This window comes from Halomonas stenophila (assembly GCF_014192275.1).
GTDB lineage: Bacteria > Pseudomonadota > Gammaproteobacteria > Pseudomonadales > Halomonadaceae > Halomonas > Halomonas stenophila.
The window spans coordinates 41,875-57,825 of record NZ_JACHXR010000014.1 but is presented as its reverse complement, the minus strand read 5'-3'; the positions used below and the strand labels follow the sequence as shown (position 1 = coordinate 57,825).

The 15,951-nt window shown below is 72.0% G+C and carries 15 protein-coding genes and 2 riboswitches; of the genes, 12 read left to right on the top strand and 3 right to left on the bottom strand.

Features of this window, described 5'->3' with window-relative positions:
- Positions 1-158 precede the first annotated feature (158 nt).
- From cobT to FHR97_RS17465, 12 genes are all read left to right on the top strand, one after another.
- A complete protein-coding gene (gene cobT, locus FHR97_RS17520) occupies positions 159-1,208 on the top strand; it encodes a nicotinate-nucleotide--dimethylbenzimidazole phosphoribosyltransferase (RefSeq protein WP_183385087.1) in 1,050 nt (349 codons plus the stop codon).
- Positions 1,201-2,178 carry an adenosylcobinamide-phosphate synthase CbiB gene (cbiB, locus tag FHR97_RS17515; RefSeq protein ID WP_183385086.1) on the top strand — a complete coding sequence of 326 codons (978 nt, stop codon included), beginning with the start codon at positions 1,201-1,203 and terminating at the stop codon, positions 2,176-2,178. Before cobT ends, cbiB begins: the two co-directional genes overlap by 8 nt.
- The gene (cobD, locus tag FHR97_RS17510) at positions 2,175-3,269 is read left to right on the top strand and encodes a threonine-phosphate decarboxylase CobD (RefSeq protein WP_183385085.1); all 1,095 of its coding nucleotides are present in this window, start codon (positions 2,175-2,177) and stop codon (positions 3,267-3,269) included. The genes cbiB and cobD overlap by 4 nt, the downstream gene beginning before the upstream one ends.
- A complete protein-coding gene (locus tag FHR97_RS17505) occupies positions 3,266-3,802 on the top strand; it encodes a bifunctional adenosylcobinamide kinase/adenosylcobinamide-phosphate guanylyltransferase (RefSeq protein ID WP_183385084.1) in 537 nt (178 codons plus the stop codon). Before cobD ends, FHR97_RS17505 begins: the two co-directional genes overlap by 4 nt.
- The gene (cobS, locus tag FHR97_RS17500; protein ID WP_183385083.1) at positions 3,799-4,551 is read left to right on the top strand and encodes an adenosylcobinamide-GDP ribazoletransferase; all 753 of its coding nucleotides are present in this window, start codon (positions 3,799-3,801) and stop codon (positions 4,549-4,551) included. The genes FHR97_RS17505 and cobS overlap by 4 nt, the downstream gene beginning before the upstream one ends.
- Before the next feature lie 31 nt (positions 4,552-4,582).
- Complete coding sequence (locus FHR97_RS17495) at positions 4,583-5,233, top strand: histidine phosphatase family protein (protein ID WP_183385082.1); 651 nt, start codon at positions 4,583-4,585, stop codon at positions 5,231-5,233.
- A complete protein-coding gene (locus tag FHR97_RS17490) occupies positions 5,185-5,640 on the top strand; it encodes a bifunctional adenosylcobinamide kinase/adenosylcobinamide-phosphate guanylyltransferase (protein ID WP_183385081.1) in 456 nt (151 codons plus the stop codon). The genes FHR97_RS17495 and FHR97_RS17490 overlap by 49 nt, the downstream gene beginning before the upstream one ends.
- A 20-nt stretch (positions 5,641-5,660) precedes the next feature.
- A riboswitch (cobalamin riboswitch) is annotated at positions 5,661-5,880 on the top strand.
- 128 nt (positions 5,881-6,008) lie between these two features.
- Positions 6,009-7,829: a TonB-dependent receptor domain-containing protein gene (locus tag FHR97_RS17485; RefSeq protein WP_183385080.1), complete on the top strand. Its 1,821-nt coding sequence runs from the start codon at positions 6,009-6,011 to the stop codon at positions 7,827-7,829.
- 26 nt (positions 7,830-7,855) lie between these two features.
- The gene (locus FHR97_RS17480) at positions 7,856-8,728 is read left to right on the top strand and encodes a cobalamin-binding protein (RefSeq protein WP_246404117.1); all 873 of its coding nucleotides are present in this window, start codon (positions 7,856-7,858) and stop codon (positions 8,726-8,728) included.
- Positions 8,715-9,716 carry an iron chelate uptake ABC transporter family permease subunit gene (locus FHR97_RS17475; protein ID WP_183385078.1) on the top strand — a complete coding sequence of 334 codons (1,002 nt, stop codon included), beginning with the start codon at positions 8,715-8,717 and terminating at the stop codon, positions 9,714-9,716. The genes FHR97_RS17480 and FHR97_RS17475 overlap by 14 nt, the downstream gene beginning before the upstream one ends.
- Entirely contained in the window at positions 9,713-10,495 is a 783-nt protein-coding gene (locus tag FHR97_RS17470) for an ABC transporter ATP-binding protein (protein ID WP_183385077.1), read from the top strand. Before FHR97_RS17475 ends, FHR97_RS17470 begins: the two co-directional genes overlap by 4 nt.
- Positions 10,496-10,660: 165 nt before the next feature.
- A complete protein-coding gene (locus FHR97_RS17465; RefSeq protein ID WP_183385076.1) occupies positions 10,661-12,565 on the top strand; it encodes a PTS fructose transporter subunit IIABC in 1,905 nt (634 codons plus the stop codon).
- A gap of 27 nt (positions 12,566-12,592) precedes the next feature.
- Here the strand turns inward: FHR97_RS17465 and FHR97_RS17460 are convergent, their stop codons facing one another.
- Genes FHR97_RS17460 through FHR97_RS17450 form a run of 3 tightly spaced genes read right to left on the bottom strand, consistent with a single transcriptional unit; the run spans position 12,593 to position 15,473 of the window.
- On the bottom strand, positions 12,593-13,357 hold the full coding sequence (locus tag FHR97_RS17460; protein ID WP_183385075.1) for an ABC transporter ATP-binding protein: 765 nt from the start codon (positions 13,355-13,357) through the stop codon (positions 12,593-12,595).
- Complete coding sequence (locus FHR97_RS17455) at positions 13,354-14,439, bottom strand: FecCD family ABC transporter permease (protein ID WP_221187850.1); 1,086 nt, start codon at positions 14,437-14,439, stop codon at positions 13,354-13,356. Before FHR97_RS17455 ends, FHR97_RS17460 begins: the two co-directional genes overlap by 4 nt.
- A 17-nt stretch (positions 14,440-14,456) precedes the next feature.
- Complete coding sequence (locus FHR97_RS17450; protein ID WP_183385074.1) at positions 14,457-15,473, bottom strand: ABC transporter substrate-binding protein; 1,017 nt, start codon at positions 15,471-15,473, stop codon at positions 14,457-14,459.
- A 220-nt stretch (positions 15,474-15,693) separates the two neighbouring features.
- Positions 15,694-15,907: riboswitch (cobalamin riboswitch) on the top strand.
- The last annotated feature ends 44 nt before the right edge of the window (positions 15,908-15,951 follow it).

The following is a 15,951-nucleotide window of genomic DNA, read 5'->3' as shown; positions in this document are numbered from 1 at the left end:
CGCGCCCGGCCGGGCGGCTGGCGTGTCTCCCGCCGGGTCATCGTTGTGATTGTGTTGGCTTGAATCAGCTTAGCAGCGGATCGGCGATCCGCGGGCAGGCCTCGCCCGCTCCCCTCTGGTAGGATGTCCGGCTCGACAAGGATGCCCGGAGACGCCCCGTGAACGATCTTCTGCCCCCTATCGCCGCGCCGGACGCGGCCTGCGCCGAGCGGGTCCGTCGCTATCTCGACATCCTCACCAAACCCCCCGGCAGCCTGGGTCGCCTGGAGGCGCTGGCGGTGACCCTGGCCGGCATCACCGGCGAGGACTTCCCGCGCGTCACCCCGCCCGGCGTGGTGGTCTTCGCCGCCGACCACGGGGTGGCCGAGGAGGGCGTCTCGGCCTTTCCCCAGGCGGTGACGGCCCAGATGGTGGCCAACTTCGTCGCCGGCGGGGCGGCCATCAATGTCTTCTCGCGACGTCTCGACGCGCGGCTGGAGGTGGTCGACGTGGGGGTGGCCGGCGAGCTGCCGGCGAGCGGGGTCGTGCACGACAGGGTGCGCCCCGGCACCGCCAATCTGGCCCGACAGGATGCCATGTCCCGCGACGAGGCCGGCTCGGCCATCGAGGTCGGCCGGCGCGCCGCCGAGCGCGCCGTCGCCGCCGGCTGTCGCTGCCTGATCGTCGGCGAGATGGGCATCGCCAACACCACCGCCAGCAGCGCCATGCTGGCGGCCCTGACCGGGGCGCCGGTGGCCGAGCTGGTGGGCCCGGGCACCGGGGTGGCCGGCGACGCCCTGGCCCACAAGCGGGCGGTCATCGAGGCGGCCCTCGTCGCCCGGGCGCCGGACCCCGCCGACCCCCTCGAGGTGCTCGCCCGGCTGGGCGGCCTGGAGATCGCCGCCATGGTGGGGGCCTACCTGGCCGCGGCATCGAAACGCATCCCGCTTCTGGTGGACGGCTTTATCGCCACCGTGGCCGCGCTCACCGCCTGCCGCCTCGATCCGGCCCTGCGCCCCTACCTGATCTTCGGCCATCGCTCCGATGAGCCCGGCCATGGCCGGGCCCTGGCGGCACTGGACGGCGAACCGCTGCTGGCCATGGGGTTGCGCCTGGGCGAGGGCAGCGGCGCCGCCCTGGCCTTCCCGCTGCTCGAGGCGGCCACGGCCATGCTGGCGGAGATGGCGACCTTCGCCGACGCCGGCGTCGACGGCGCTTCAGATGGCTGAGCCCCTCTCCCTTTCGCTGCTGGGCCTGGTCGCCGCCGCCCTGCTGCTCGACCTGGTGCTGGGCGACCCGCCCTGGCTGCCGCACCCGGTGGTGGGCATCGGTCGGGTGATCGCCCGGCTGGAGCGGGCCTGGAACCACGGGCCCGCCGCGGCCCGCCGGCGTCGCGGCCGCTGGCTGGCGGCGCTGGTGGTGGGCGGGACCTGGGCGCTCGGCGCGGGCCTGCTGGCCGTTCTCGCCTGGCTCAGCCCCTGGCTGGCGGTGGCCGTGGAGCTCGGCCTGCTGGCCACGGCCCTGGCCAGCCGGGGGCTCGCCGAGGCCGCCCGGGCGGTGGCCACTCCCCTGACCCGCGGCGCCCTGCCCGAGGCCCGGCGGGCGCTGGCCCGGATCGTCGGCCGCGACACCGCCGACCTCGACGAGGCCGAGCTGGCCCGGGGCGCGGTGGAGACCGTGGCCGAGAACACCGTGGATGGCATCACCGCACCCCTGTTCTGGGCACTGCTCGGCGGCGCGCCTCTGGCGTTGGCCTACAAGGCCGCCAATACCCTGGACTCCATGGTCGGCTACCGCAGCCCGCGCTTCGAGGACTTCGGCCGGGCCTCGGCGCGACTCGACGATGCCGTCAACTGGCTGCCGGCCCGCCTGACCGCCCTGGCGCTGTGGCTGGCCGCCTGGGCCATCCCCGGCAGTCGCCGGGCCGGGGCGCTCGCGGCCACGCGCCGCGAGGCGCCCCGCCATCCCAGTCCCAATGCCGGCTGGCCGGAGGCCATGGTGGCCAACCTGATGGGGGTCCGGCTCGGCGGTCTCAACCACTACGCCGGGCGCCCCTCGCCACGTGCCACCCTGGGCACGCCCCATGAGGTGCTCTCCGCCGGCCATGTCGAGCGTGCCATCCGTCACATGCATGGCGGCTGGCTGGCCTTCCTGCTGCTGGCCACGCCCCTGGTGCTGGTCCGGGAGTGGTTGACATGACGCGCGTCTCCCCGCCCGACTGGCCCAGCCATGGGGGCCGCCGTGCGCCCCTGCTGGCGCGCTTCGGCCTGCCGAGGGAGCATCCGCTGATCGACTTCAGCGCCAACCTCAATCCGCTGGGGCCCCCGGCCTGGCTGGGTGACTGGCTGGGCGCGGCCGCGGGTCGGCTCGCCGACTACCCGGACCCGGACGACGACCGGGCCCGTCGGGCCATCGCCGCCCGGGAAGGGCTGACCCCCGAGCAGGTGCTGGTGACCAACGGCGGCGCCGAGGCGATCTATCTGGCGGCGGCCCTGCACGCCGGCGGCCGGGCGCTGGTGGTCGAGCCCACCTTCGGCGAGTACCGCCGGGCCTGTGATCACTATGGCCTGTTGGTGGTGTCGCTGGCGCTGCGCGGCGAGGCCTTCCGGTTCGACGTCGCCGCGGCCGAGCGGGCCCTGGCCGAGGTGGACGTCGCCTTCCTGTGTCGCCCCAACAACCCCACCGGGACCCTGGTGCCCCGGGAGGCCATCGAACGCCTGCTGGCCCGGGGGCGCGAGACCGGCACGACCCTGGTGGTGGACGAGGCCTTCGTCGACTTCACCGACGGCGACGAGCGCCTCACGCCGCTGCTGGCGGGGGCGCCGAACCTGCTGCTGTTGCGTTCGTTGACCAAGCTCTTCGACCTGCCGGGCCTGCGTCTCGGCTACCTGCTCGGCGCCCCCGCGCTGCTGAGAGGGGCCCGGGCCCGGCAGATGCCCTGGAGCGTCAATGCCCTGGCGCTGGGGCTGGTGGCCCCGCTGCTGGCCGACGCCGACTACCTGGCGCGCACCCGGGACTGGCTGGCCGGGCAGCGGCCGGCCATGCCCGAGGCGGTTCGCGAGCTGGGCTACGATGTGCCGGCCACCCAGGCCAGCTACTTCCTGCTGCGCGGGGGACGACGGGCGGCCGAGGCGGAGGCGTTGTTCGCCTTCCTGCTGCGCCGGGGCCTGCTGGCCCGGCACACCCACAACTTCCCCGGCCTCGACGGCCGCTGGCTGCGCCTGGCCCTGCGCGACGGCCCGGACAACGCGCGCCTGCTGGCGGCCCTGGCCGAGTGGCGGCGCCCATGATCGCCTTCGTCTCCGGGGGGGCGCGCTCGGGCAAGAGTGCGGTGGCCGAGGCGCTGGCCCGGGCGTGGCGATCGCCGGGCCCCGGCGATCTCGTCTACCTGGCCACGGCCCGGGTCGCCGACGACGAGATGGCAGCGAGGGTCGCCCGCCACCGACGCGAGCGCGGCGAGGGCTGGGTGACCCTCGAGGCGCCCCTGGACCTGGCCGGCGCGCTGGCCGGGATCGAGGCGGGGAGCAGCGTGCTGCTCGACTGCCTGACCCTGTGGGCCAGCCAGGTACTCTTCGAGGCCGGCCTGGCGGAGGCGGACGGGGCGGCGAGGCTCCGGCGGCTGATCGAGACGGCCCGGCGCCGCGACATCGCCCTGGTGGTGGTCTCCAACGATCTCAACGAGGACCTGCCGCCACGGGCCCCCCTGGTCTGGCGCTACCTGGCCTTCCTGCAGGGCCTGCACCGCGAGCTGGCCCGGCAGGCGGATCGGGTGATCGAGGTGGTGGCCGGCCAGCCCATCGACTGGAAGGGAGAGAGCCCATGAAGGACGCCGCCTTCGGCGCGCTGCTGGCGATCCAGTTCCTGACCCGGCTGCCGGTGCCGGTGGCCTGTCCCTGGACCCCGGGCACTCGACGCTGGGCGGCGCGGGCCTACCCGCTGGTGGGCGCGCTGCTCGGCGCCCTGGCGGCCGGCGTCGGCACGCTGCTGCAGCCGGTGCTGCCCTCGCCGCTGCTGGCCCTGCTGCTGCTCAGCCTGTGGGTGGCGCTCTCCGGCGGCCTTCACCTGGATGGCCTGATGGACCTGGCCGATGCCCTGGGCAGCAACGCCCCGCGGGAACGCCGCTGGGCCATCATGAAGGATGCCCAGGTGGGCAGTTTCGCCGTGCTGGCGCTGGTCTTCCTCCTGGCCTGGAAGGCCGCCCTGCTGTGGGCCCTGCTCGAGGCCGGCGCGAGTCCCTGGTGGCTGGTGCCGGTCGCCACCCTGGCGCGGCTCGGCGGCCTCGGCCTGCTGGTGGGCGTGCCGGCGGCCCGGGCCGAGGGGCTGGCCCACGCCTGGCAGCGGAGCCTCGGCGCCCGGGATCTCGCCCTGGCGGCGTTGTTGCCGCTGGCCGGGCTCGCCTTCGTGCCCGGTGCGGCCTGGCTGGTGGCGGGGCTGGGGGGCTTCATCATCATCTACGGCCTGGCGGTGCGCCGGGCCTTCGGCGGCATCAACGGCGACATCGTCGGGGCCGCCATCGAGGGAGGAGAACTATGCTTGCTGTTGATCGCCTGGGGCGCGTTCGCCATGGCCTGAGGGGCGGCCCCTGTCGGGATGAGGGTCGCTCATGAGCGATATGGCCCGACTCGAGCTGGTCGTGGTGCGCCATGGCCTCACGGCCTGGAACCGTGAACGCCGCTACCAGGGCCAGCGCGACATCCCGCTGCTGCTGCCCGAGGCGCTGGCGGACATGGACCGGCTGCGCGACCACCTGGCCGGCGTCGCCTTTGATGCCGTCCACTGCAGCGACCTGATCCGCTGTCGCCAGACCCTGGCCCATATCCTGGAAGGAAACGTCCTGGAGGGACGCGGGGCGACGCCGCGTTTCGATGCCCGGCTGCGCGAGCTGGACTTCGGCGACTACGAGGGCCGCACCTGGGAGGCCCTCAAGGACGACCCGGGCTATCGGGCCTGGGTGGACAGCCACGGCAGACGAGCCACGCCGGGCGGCGAGTCGGCGGAGGATCTCTGGATCCGGCTCTCGGCCTGGCTGGAGGGCGTGCTGGCCGAGGCGAGCGAGTCCCGTCACCGCCGCGTGCTGGCGGTGAGCCATGGGGGCGCCATCCGCGAACTGCGACGGCGCCTGGAGGCGGTGGATTTCTGGGACGGGGTGGTCGGCCAGGCCCAGGGCCGCCGCTTCGTCTTCATGCATGAGGAGGGAGGCTGGCGATGCAGTGCTTCATCGGCGGTGCCTGTGCCGGCAAGCGCGACACCGTAGCGGCGCGTTTCCCCGCGGCCGTGTGGCTGAGGGCGGGGGAAGGCGGCGCGCTTACCGGCTGGCGCGACCGGCTCTCGCCGGGCCGCCCCCTGGTCATCACCGGCTGGGTCGACTGGCTCACCGAGGCCCTGCGCGGCGAGCCCGACGACGACCGGCTGCGCGGGGGGCTCGCCGCCGAGCTGGCGGCGATGGGCGAGGCCGAGCGCCAGACGGGCGGCGAGATCGTGCTGATCCTGCCGGAGATGGGGCGCGGGATCGTGCCGATGGCGCCGGAGGATCGCCGCCTGCGCGACCTGGCCGGCTGGCTGGCCCAGGACGCCGCGGCCCAGGCCGCGGCGGTCTGGTACGTGCGCCACGGGCTGGTGCGGCGGCTGAGCCAGGTCAACCCGGTGGCGGATGCGCGTTGACGCCCCCGCGGCCGGTTGCTAGCTTACGGCCACTCTCAGGTGACCCAGGCTCCGACAAGAAGGGCCGGGTTGAAACGGGAAGTCGGTGACGCGGTAACGCCAGCCCGACGCTGCCCCCGCAACGGTGATCGAGTCAAGGACCGCCATTCGCCACTGTGCCCCGGCACGGGAAGGCGGCGGTCCCGAGGCGCCGGCGCCTTCCTCGTCAGCCCGGAGACCGGCCTGTGAGCGCATGCCTGGACGCGGAGGGCGAGCCGGGGCAGGGCGACGCGCCGATCTGCCGCCGACGATCCCGCCCCGAAGCCCTTCGCGCCCGGCCTTCGAGGGTTCATGCCGCACGGGTGCGTGCGGCCCTGGGAAACACGATCATGATCACACCGCTCTTCCGCCGCCGGGGCCTGGCCGCCCTGTGCCTGGGCGTGGCGCCGCTGGCCGGCGCCGCCGAGACCGACGACGGCGTCACCGACCCCGAGCTGCGCCTCGACCCCCTGGTGGTCTCGGCGACCCTCTCCCCCCGGACCACCAGCGAGTCGCTGGCCTCGGTCACCGTCATCGACGAGGCGGCGCTGCGCCGCCAGGACCCCAAGGCCATCACCGACATCCTGCGCGCCCAGCCCGGGGTGGACGTCACGACCAACGGCAGCTTCGGCAAGACCAGCAGCGTCTTCCTGCGCGGCACCGGCAGCGAGTCGACGCTGCTGATGATCGACGGCATCCGGCTGCGCTCCGCCACCACCGGCGGTCCGGCCTGGCAGTTCCTGGAGCCGCGGATGTTCGAGCGCATCGAGGTGGTGCGGGGGCCGCGGGGCAGCCTCTACGGCGCCGGCGCCGTGGGCGGGGTGGTGCAGCTGTTCACCCCCGAGGGCGAGGACGGGCCCTCGCCGAGCATCACCCTGGGCGGCGGCAGCTTCGACACCCGCCGGGCCGGCGCCTCGCTGTCGGGCAGCGAGGGGGGCACCCGTTACGCCTTCTCGGCCAGCCTCTTCGCTACCGAGGGCACCGAGGTCGTCGAGGGAGAGGGCGACAAGGGCTATGACAACACCACCGGCTTCGCGCGGCTCTCGCACACCTTCGCGGACGGCGCCGAGGTCGGCATGCTCGCGCTGCGCGCCCGGGGCAACACCGAGTTCGTCGGCGGCGACACCGATTTCGTCCAGCAGGTGGCCGGCGTCTACGGCGAACTGCCGGTGACCGAGGCCTGGACCAGCCGCCTGACCCTCAGCGAGGCCCGCGACGAGAGCGACAACACCGATGCCTTCGGCGACTCCGTGATCGACACGCTCACCCACACCGCCCGCTGGGAGAACACCTTGGCGTTCGGCCCCCACGAACTGGTCGCGGGGGCCGAATACAGCGAGGACGAGGTCGCCGGGACCACCGACTTCGCCGAGACGAATCGCGACAACCTGGCCGCCTTCGCCCAGGCCCTGCTGGACTTCTCGCCGGTCTCCCTCCAGGCCGGCCTGCGCCACGACGACAACGAGGCCTTCGGCGAGGAAGTCACCGGCAGCCTGGCGCTGGGCTACGACCTCGACGACCATCACACCCTGCGGGCCAGCTATGGCACCGCCTTCCGGGCGCCCACCTTCAACGAGCTCTACTGGCCCGGCTTCGGTAACCCGGACCTCGACCCCGAGCGTTCCGGGACCGTCGAGCTGGGCCTGCGCGGCCAGTTCGGCAAGGGCTTCTGGGACCTGGCGGTCTACCGCACCGAGGTGGACGACCTGATCGCCAGCACCCTGGTCGATGGCCGCTTCGCCCCCTTCAACGTCGACCGGGCCCGTATCCGCGGCGTGGAGCTCGCCACCGGCGCCGAGGTGCTGGACTGGACCCTGCGTGCGGCGCTGACCTATGTCGACCCGGAGGACCGCGAGACCGGCAACCGCCTGGTGCGCCGGGCCTCCCGCAGCCTGCGGCTGGATGCCGACCGTGAGCTTGGCGACTGGACCCTCGGCGGCTCCCTGATCGCCCAGGGGCACCGCTACAACGACGCCGCCAACGACGAGCGATTGCCCGGCTTCGGCATCGTCAACCTGCGGGCCGGCTGGCAGTTCGCACCGCTGTGGTCGACGCGCCTGACCCTGGAGAACGTCCTCGACCGGGACGTGGTCACCGCCCGTGACTTCAGCGGGCGCGATTACCTGAATGCCGGCCGCGCCGCCTTCCTCAGCGTGCGCTTCGGCGAGTGATGCGCCGGCGCAGTCGCGGTCTCTTGATGGCGAGCCTGGCCTTGTGGCTGGGGGCCGCCCTGCCCGGCGCGGCCGCCGCCGAGGTCTGCGTCAGCGACGACGCCGGCCGTGAGGTCTGCCTGGACGCCCCGGCGCGGCGCATCGTCGCGCTTTCGCCCGGCGTCACCGAACTGCTGTTCGCCGCCGGTGCCGGCGAGCGGCTGGTGGGGGCGGTCAGCTTCAGCGACCATCCGCCCGCCGCCGCCGCGCTGCCCCGGGTGGGCAGCTACGATCGCCTCGACCTCGAGGCCCTGCTGGCCCTGGCGCCCGACCTGGTGGTGGCCTGGGCCGGCGGCAATCCCCGCGAGCAGATCGAGCGCCTGCCCGGGCTCGGCTTGCCGGTGTTCTTCTCCGATGCCGACGACTTCGATGCCATCGCCACGAGCCTGGAGCGCCTCGGCGTGCTGGCCGGCAGCGCGGCGGCGGGGCACGCCGCAGCGACGCGGCTGCGTCGAGAAGTGGCCGAGCTGCGCGCACGCTACGCCGATGCCGCCCCGGTGCCGGTCTTCTACCAGGTCTGGGAGCGGCCGCTGATGACGGTCAACGACGCGCACTGGATCAGCCACTCGCTGGCACTGTGCGGCGGCGAGAACCTGTTCGCCGATGCCCCCTCCCAGGTGCCGCGGATCGGCGTCGAGGCGGTGCTGGCCCGGGACCCGGAGGCCATCGTCACCGGCGGCATGGGCAAGGCCGACTCCACCTGGCTCGACGCCTGGCGCGAGTTTCCCGAGCTGACCGCGGTGCGCCGCGACAACCTCTTCATCGTCGACCCGGACCTGGTCCAGCGGGCCACGCCGCGGCTGGTGCAGGGCACCCGGGCGCTCTGCGCCCATCTGGAGACGGCCCGTGAACGGCGCTAGGGCGTCTCGTTGCCTCCGGGGGCTGCGCCCGGGACCGCTGGCCTGGCTGGCGCTGGCGGCGCTGCTGTCGCAGCTGCTCGCCCTGGCGCTCGGCAGCGTCTCCCTGAGCCCCGGCGAGCTGGCCGCGGTGCTGGCCGGCGACGGCGAGGCCCTGCACCGCACCCTGCTGCTGGAACTGCGCCTGCCCCGGGCGCTCGCGGCCTTCGGCACCGGCGCCCTGCTGGCCCTGGCGGGCGCGCTGATGCAGGTGTTGCTCAGGAATCCCCTGGCCGACCCCTATGTGCTGGGGCTTTCCGGCGGCGCCTCGGTGGCGGCGCTGGCCGCCATGCTCGCCGGCTGGGGGATGGCGCTGGTCTCCGGGGCGGCCTTCGCCGGGGCGCTGGCCTCGACGCTGATCGTCTTCGGCCTGGCCCATGGCGGCGGCAGCTGGACGCCGACCCGGCTACTGCTCACCGGGGTGGTGATGGCGGCGGGGTGGGGCGCGCTGATCACCTTCCTGCTGGCGGTGAGCCCGGTGGAACGGCTGCCCGGCATGCTCTACTGGCTGATGGGCGATCTGGCCTACGCGGGCAGCCCCTGGCCGGTGCTGACGGTGGCCGCGCTCGCCCTGGCCGTCGTGCTGCCGCTGGGGCGCACGCTCAACGTGCTGGCTCGGGGCGGGCTGCAGGCCGCCGCCCTGGGCGTGGCGGTCCGGCCGCTGGAATGGACTCTCTACCTGCTGGCCAGCCTGGTCACCGCGGTGGCGGTGACCACCGCCGGCAGCGTCGGCTTCGTCGGCCTGATGGTGCCCCACATGCTGCGTCTGCGGCTGGGCAACGACCAGCGGCGGATCCTGCCGGCGAGCCTGCTGGCCGGTGGCACCCTGCTGACCCTGGCCGATACCCTGGCGCGTACCCTGATCGCCCCCCAGCAGCTGCCGGTGGGGGTGATCACCGCGCTGCTCGGGGTGCCGACCTTCCTCTATCTGCTGCAGCGGAGTCAGCGATGAGTGGCCTGGCGGCGCCGGGGCTGGAGGCAAAGGGGCTGGTCATCGACGTGCCGGGACGCCCGGACGGGCGAGCGATCGATCTCGCCATCGCGCCCGGTCAGCGCTGGGGCGTGTTGGGCCCCAACGGCGCGGGCAAGACCACCCTGCTGCATACCCTGGCCGGGTTACGGCCGCCGCGGGTGGGGGAGGTTCGCCTCGACGGGCGAGCGCTGGCGCGCTGGCGACGACGCGCGCTGGCCCGGCGGCTGGGGGTGGTGTTCCAGGAGCGTCACGACGACTTCCCGGCCACGGTGCGCGAGACCGCGTTGATCGGCCGTCATCCCTTCCTCTCGCCCTGGCGGCAGGAGGGGCCCGAGGATCTCGCCCGCGCGGACGCGGCCCTGGCCCGGCTCGATCTGGGGCATCTCGCCGAGCGGGAGCTCTCGACCCTCTCCGGCGGCGAGCGCCAGCGGGTCAGCCTGGCCACGGTGCTGACCCAGGCGCCGGATATCTGGCTCGCCGATGAGCCCACCAACCACCTCGACCTCCACCATCAGGTGGCGGCCATGGCCCTGCTCGCCGAGCAGGCCGACCAGAGCCGGGGCGTGATCATGTGCCTGCATGACCTCAACCTGGCGGCCCGCTGGTGCAGCCACCTGCTGCTGCTCTATCCCGACGGCCAGGCCTGCTGGGGGCCGGCCGAGGCCATGCTGACCCTCGCCGCCCTGGAGCGCCTCTACGACCAGCCGCTGACCCGCGTCGAGGTGGACGGCGCGCCGGTCTTCGTGCCGGTGAGGTGACGGGCAAGAGGCACCCACGGTCCGTGGACGGGTCCCATGGGAGAGGACACCGAGGCCGGCTAACAGGACCCGGTTGTCGGGGTCCCTGATGTGTGACTGCCATGGCACCGGTAGCCGTCGAGAAACCGGCTAAGCTCCAGACACAAACCGGCGACGGGGAACGCGATGGAGGTTACCAGCCTGATCAGTACCGATACGATCTGCCTGCGCCTGCAGGGACACACCAAATCCGCGATTCTCGACGAGCTGATCGAGGTGCTGGACAAGGCGGGCAAGCTGATCGATCCGAAAGCGTTCCGGGAGGCGATTCTCGCGCGTGAGGATCAGTTTCCGACCGGACTCGAGAACGGTGTCGCCATTCCCCATGCAAGCACCGACGCGGTCCGATCGCCGGCGATCGCAGTGGGCATCGCGCCGGACGGAATCGAGTTCGGTTCGCTCGACAATCAGCCCAGCCGGATCTTCTTTCTGATTGCCGAAACCGACGCGGTGGCCGAGGAGCATCTCGATATCCTCGCCATGCTGACTCGGCATATGCAGGATTCGCACTTCATTCAGGGCCTGCTGCAGGCGGGCAGCGCGAACGAGGTGCTCGGACTGCTGGCCGGCGATGCGCAGGATGCCAACGCCGTCGAGGCAACCGCCGATGCCGCCGGCGCGACGATGCCGCGGGTGGCGGCGGTGACCGGCTGCCCGACCGGCATCGCGCACACCTATATGGCAGCCGATGCGCTGAAAGTCTGCGCCGAAGGGATGGAGCTGCCGATCCGGGTCGAGACCCGCGGCGCCATCGGCGAGCGGGACAGGTTGACCGAGCAGGAGATCGCCGCCGCCGAAGCGATCGTCATCGCCTCCGATACCCGGGTCGACATGGATCGCTTCGCCGGCAAGAAGCTGATCAGAGTGCCGGTACGGGACGCGATCCGCGACCCGAAGGGGCTGCTGGAACGGGCCCTGAGCGGTGAGGCGACCGTCTACGCCGGCGCAGGGGACGACGCCGAGCCTCGGCCGGTCGCGACCCGGCCCGGCATCTACCAGCACCTGATGAACGGCGTCTCGAACATGCTGCCGTTCGTCGTCGGCGGCGGCATCCTGATCGCGCTCTCCTTCATGTTCGGCGTCGATGCATTCGACCCGGACAGCCCGAACCACCATCCGCTGGCGACCGCGCTGATGACCCTGGGGGGCAGCGAAGGCGCCTTCGGCCTGATGATACCCGTGCTGGCCGCCTTTATCGGCATGAGCATCGCCGACCGGCCCGGCTTCATGCCGGCGATGGTCGGCGGCTTCATGGCGGTGCAATCCGGCGGCGGCTTTCTCGGCGGCATGATCGCCGGCCTGCTGGGCGGCTATCTGATGCTGGCCGTCAGCCATTTCTGCCGCCATCTGCCACGCAGCCTGCAGGGGGTGGAGACGGTGCTGATCTACCCGGTGATCGGCTTGCTGCTGACCGGTGGCATCATGTATCTGCTGCTGATGCCACTGGCCGATATCAATAGCGCGCTGGTGGATTGGCTGGGTGCGCTCGGCATCGGCAACCTGATCCTGCTGGGCACCTTGCTGGGCGGGCTGATGGCGGTGGACCTGGGCGGGCCGGTCAACAAGGCGGCCTACACCTTCGGCATTGCCGCCATCGCGGCAGACAACCACCTGCCCCAGGCCGCGGTCATGGCCGGCGGTATGGTGCCCCCGCTGGCGATGGGGCTGGCGACGCTGCTGTTTCGCAGCCGCTTCGGCGCCAACGAGCGGCGCGCCGGCAAGAGCTGCTTCGTGCTCGGTGCCTCGTTCATCACCGAGGGCGCCATCCCGTTTGCCGCCGCCGACCCGTTCCGGGTGCTGCCTGCCTGCATCGTCGGCTCGGCGCTGGCGGGCGGTCTGTCGATGTATTTCGGCTGCCAGCTGCCGGCCCCCCATGGCGGGGTCTTCGTCATCCCGCTGGTCGAGCACCCTTTTCACTACCTGCTGGCGATCGCCCTCGGTTCGCTGGCGAGCGCCCTGCTGGTCGGCAGTCTGAAACCGGCCCTCGCCGTCGAAGCCCGCCTGGACCCGCCTTGTTCATCAGGGCCGTGAGAGGGCTCGTCCGTAGCATGGGAATGCTTACAGGGCGTGTCGGAAGCGCAGGACCTGGCGGCCTTCCACGGCGTCGTCGAGGAAATCGGCGTGCACGCCGAAGGTGCGCCGCAGCCGGTCGAGGGTCAGCACTTCCCGGGGCGGGCCGATGGCGACCAGGCGCCCGCCGTCCATGATCCCGATGCGGTCGCAGTCCATGGCCTGGTCGAGGTCGTGCAGGGCGATGACCACCGTCACCGGCAGCTGCCTGACCAGCCGCAGGATCGACAGCTGGTGGCGAATGTCCAGGTGATTGGTGGGCTCGTCGAGCAGCAGGGCGCTCGGCTGCTGGGCCAGGGCGCGGGCGATATGCACACGCTGGCGCTCGCCGCCGGAGAGCGTGTGCCAGAGGCGGTCGGCCAGCGGCAGCATGTCGACGTCGGTCAGTGCCTGGGTGACGATGGCATCGTCGCGCGCGGACCAGGGGCGCAGCGGTGACAGGAAGGGCGTTCGCCCCAGCGCCACCGCCTGGCGCACCTCGAGGCGGTCCAGGGTGTCCGCCTGCTGTTCGACGAAGGCGATGGCACGGGCGATCTCGTGGGGTTTCATGGCGCGCATCGGCCGGCCGGCCGCCAGCACGCGCCCGACCTTCGGCCGGCGCAGTCCGGCCAGCACGCGCAGCAGGGTGGTCTTGCCCGAGCCGTTGGGGCCGACCAGGCCGAAGGTCTCGCCGGACGCCACCGTCAGACTGACGTCGTCCAGCAGCCGGTGTCCGTGGACCCGCCACTCGACGTGTTCGGCGGCCAGTCTCATCGTGTCCTCGCGCCGCGGATCAGGATCAGGGCGAAGGCCGGCGCGCCGATCAGCGCCGTGACCACCCCGATCGGCAGCACCTGGCCCGGCACCAGGATGCGCGACAGGATGTCCGAGCCGATCAGGAAGACGGCGCCGGCCAGCGCCGAGGCCGGCACCAGGCGGGTGTGGCGGCTGCCGACGAGAAAGCGCATGGCATGGGGGATCACCAGGCCCACGAAACCGATGGCCCCGACCATGGAGACCATCACGGCGGTGACCAGCGCCATGGCGGCGATCAACAGGCCCCGCACGCGACGCACCGGAACGCCCAGCGAGGCGGCGCTGTCGGCGCCGAAGGTGAAGGCATCCAGGGCGCGCCGATACCACAGGCAGATCGCCAGGCCGGCCAGGGCGGCGGGCAGTCCCAGGGCGACGTCGTCCCAGCGCACCCCGGAAAGGTTGCCCATCAGCCAGAACATGATGCCGCGGGCCTGCTCGGCGCTCGCCGACTTGGCGATGATGAGCGCGGTGAGGGCGTTGAACAGCTGCGAGCCGGCGATGCCGGCGAGGATGATGGCCCCCGCGGCCTGGGTCGCGCGTCCGCCTCCGGTGCCGCTGCCGGCGGCGTGGGCGAGCACCACGACCAGGCCGAAGGCCAGGCAGGCTCCGGCGAAGGCGCCGAGGGACAGCGTCAGGCTGCCGGCGCCGAGCCCGAGGATGGCGACCGACACGGCACCGGTCGAGGCGCCGGCGGAGATGCCCATCAGGAAGGGGTCGGCCAGGGGGTTGCGCAACAGCGCCTGGAGCACGACCCCGGCCAGGGCCAGGCCGGCGCCGCAGCAGGCCGCCAGGATGGCCCGGCTGAGCCGGTAGCTCCAGATGATGCCGGCATCGATCCGGTCCACCGGGAACTCCGCCCCCCACAGCCGGTTGGCCAGCACCTCGAGGATGGTGTCCAGCGGGATCGAGGTCTCGCCGATCGCGGTGCCCGCCATCACCGCGAGGAACAGCAGCAGCGGCGTCAGCCAACACCAGTGCCAGGCAGAACGAGCCGAGCGAGCCGAACGCGTCGGGGCAGCGGCGGCCACGGCCAGCATCATGGAGCGAAGGGCTCTCGTCATCGATCGAAGGACAGGGTCGACAGGGCATCGACCAGCGTCTCGAGGCCGAATATCGTGCGCATCGTGGCGCTCATCGCATGGGCATCCATCTCGATGATGTGGCCGTTCTTCACCGCCGACATCTCGCGCGCCACGGGATCATGTTGCAGAAACTCGAGCTTGGCCTCGACGCTGTCCGCCGCATAGCGGCGGCGATCCATGCGGGCGATCACGATGATGTCCGGGTCGGTCCGGGCGATCGATTCCCAGCCGACGGTCGGCCATTCCTCGTCGGACTGGATGACGTTGCGGATGCCGAGCTTGTCCATCAGGTAACCCGGGGCGCCGAGCCTTCCGGCGACATAGGGGGCCGCCGACCCGTCGGGAGAAGAGAACCAGAAGACCGCCGACAGGTCGTCCGGAAGGTCCAGGTCTCTGGCCCTGGAAATGGCCTCTTCCTCCCGAGCTTCCAGGTCATCTACCAGGGTGTCGCCGGCCTGCTGAACGTCGAAGATGGTGGCCAGTTCGTGGATGCCCTTGTAGATCGAATCGGTGGAGAAGGCGGCGGTGCGGGTGCCGTCGCCGCCGGTGGCATTGTCCTTGGTATCGCAGTCGGCGGGCATGATGTAGGTGGCGATGCCCAGTTCATGGAACTGGTCGCGGGTCGCCACGCTGCCGGTGGGGCCGACATGCCACTCGTACTGGGCGGCGACCAGCCCCGGCTTGCGGTTCACCACGCCCTCGAAGCTCGGATCATTGTCGGCGATGCGCTCGATATCGGCATCGAGTTCGCGGAACTGCGGCAGCACCGGATTGAACCAGACCGAGGTACCCACGACTCGATCTTCCAGTCCGAGAGCATAGAGGATTTCGGTGGCGGACTGGCCGACGGTGACAGTGCGATCCGGTGCGGAAGAGACGTGAATTTCCTGGCCGCAATTCATCACCGTCAGCGGATAATGGGTCGCATCGGCCACGGCAGATGAGGCCGGGATGAGCGAGAGCATTGCCAGTACCTTGCGAGCGAGATTCATGTGGATGTGTCCAGGTGGGGGAGGTGAGGTGGCCGACCGGCGCCTGGAGAGTGCCACGAGTTTCGATGCATTTTCCACTCCCTGCGACTCGATGTCTGCGGCATGCACGCGAGGCTTTCGATGCAATATTGTTAGTTATGTTATAACGTATCAATTTGGGCCGACAAGGCCATCGAGGCGCTTGCGCTGCCGATTGCGCGGGGCACGGCCGGTACTTTACGATACTCGCTCGGAGACAGGTGCCCCTGATGGTCAGGGGATAATCGGGAAGTATGGTAGGGCCCTCGGCCGATTCCATCGCTGCCCCCGCAACGGTAAAGAAGGCGCGGCCTGCAAGCGCCACTGGCATCCGCCGGGAAGGTGCAGGCCAAGACGCGACGCCCCGGCGTGCGTCCCCTTCGAGCCCGGAGACCGGCCTGTCGTTTCGTGTCATCCCAGAGCGGTGCGGTGGGCGCCGAGAGGATCAACATGCCTGTGA

Coding starts and splice junctions, on each gene's coding strand:
- cobS (WP_183385083.1), top strand. CDS start 3,799: ATGAAGGACGCCGCCTTCGGCGCGCTGCTGGCGATCCAGTTCCTGACC.
- FHR97_RS17470 (WP_183385077.1), top strand. CDS start 9,713: ATGAGTGGCCTGGCGGCGCCGGGGCTGGAGGCAAAGGGGCTGGTCATC.
- FHR97_RS17465 (WP_183385076.1), top strand. CDS start 10,661: ATGGAGGTTACCAGCCTGATCAGTACCGATACGATCTGCCTGCGCCTG.
- FHR97_RS17495 (WP_183385082.1), top strand. CDS start 4,583: ATGAGCGATATGGCCCGACTCGAGCTGGTCGTGGTGCGCCATGGCCTC.
- cobD (WP_183385085.1), top strand. CDS start 2,175: ATGACGCGCGTCTCCCCGCCCGACTGGCCCAGCCATGGGGGCCGCCGT.
- FHR97_RS17505 (WP_183385084.1), top strand. CDS start 3,266: ATGATCGCCTTCGTCTCCGGGGGGGCGCGCTCGGGCAAGAGTGCGGTG.
- FHR97_RS17490 (WP_183385081.1), top strand. CDS start 5,185: ATGCAGTGCTTCATCGGCGGTGCCTGTGCCGGCAAGCGCGACACCGTA.
- FHR97_RS17485 (WP_183385080.1), top strand. CDS start 6,009: ATGATCACACCGCTCTTCCGCCGCCGGGGCCTGGCCGCCCTGTGCCTG.
- FHR97_RS17480 (WP_246404117.1), top strand. CDS start 7,856: ATGGCGAGCCTGGCCTTGTGGCTGGGGGCCGCCCTGCCCGGCGCGGCC.
- cbiB (WP_183385086.1), top strand. CDS start 1,201: ATGGCTGAGCCCCTCTCCCTTTCGCTGCTGGGCCTGGTCGCCGCCGCC.
- FHR97_RS17455 (WP_221187850.1), bottom strand. CDS start 14,439: ATGATGCTGGCCGTGGCCGCCGCTGCCCCGACGCGTTCGGCTCGCTCG.
- FHR97_RS17460 (WP_183385075.1), bottom strand. CDS start 13,357: ATGAGACTGGCCGCCGAACACGTCGAGTGGCGGGTCCACGGACACCGG.
- FHR97_RS17450 (WP_183385074.1), bottom strand. CDS start 15,473: ATGAATCTCGCTCGCAAGGTACTGGCAATGCTCTCGCTCATCCCGGCC.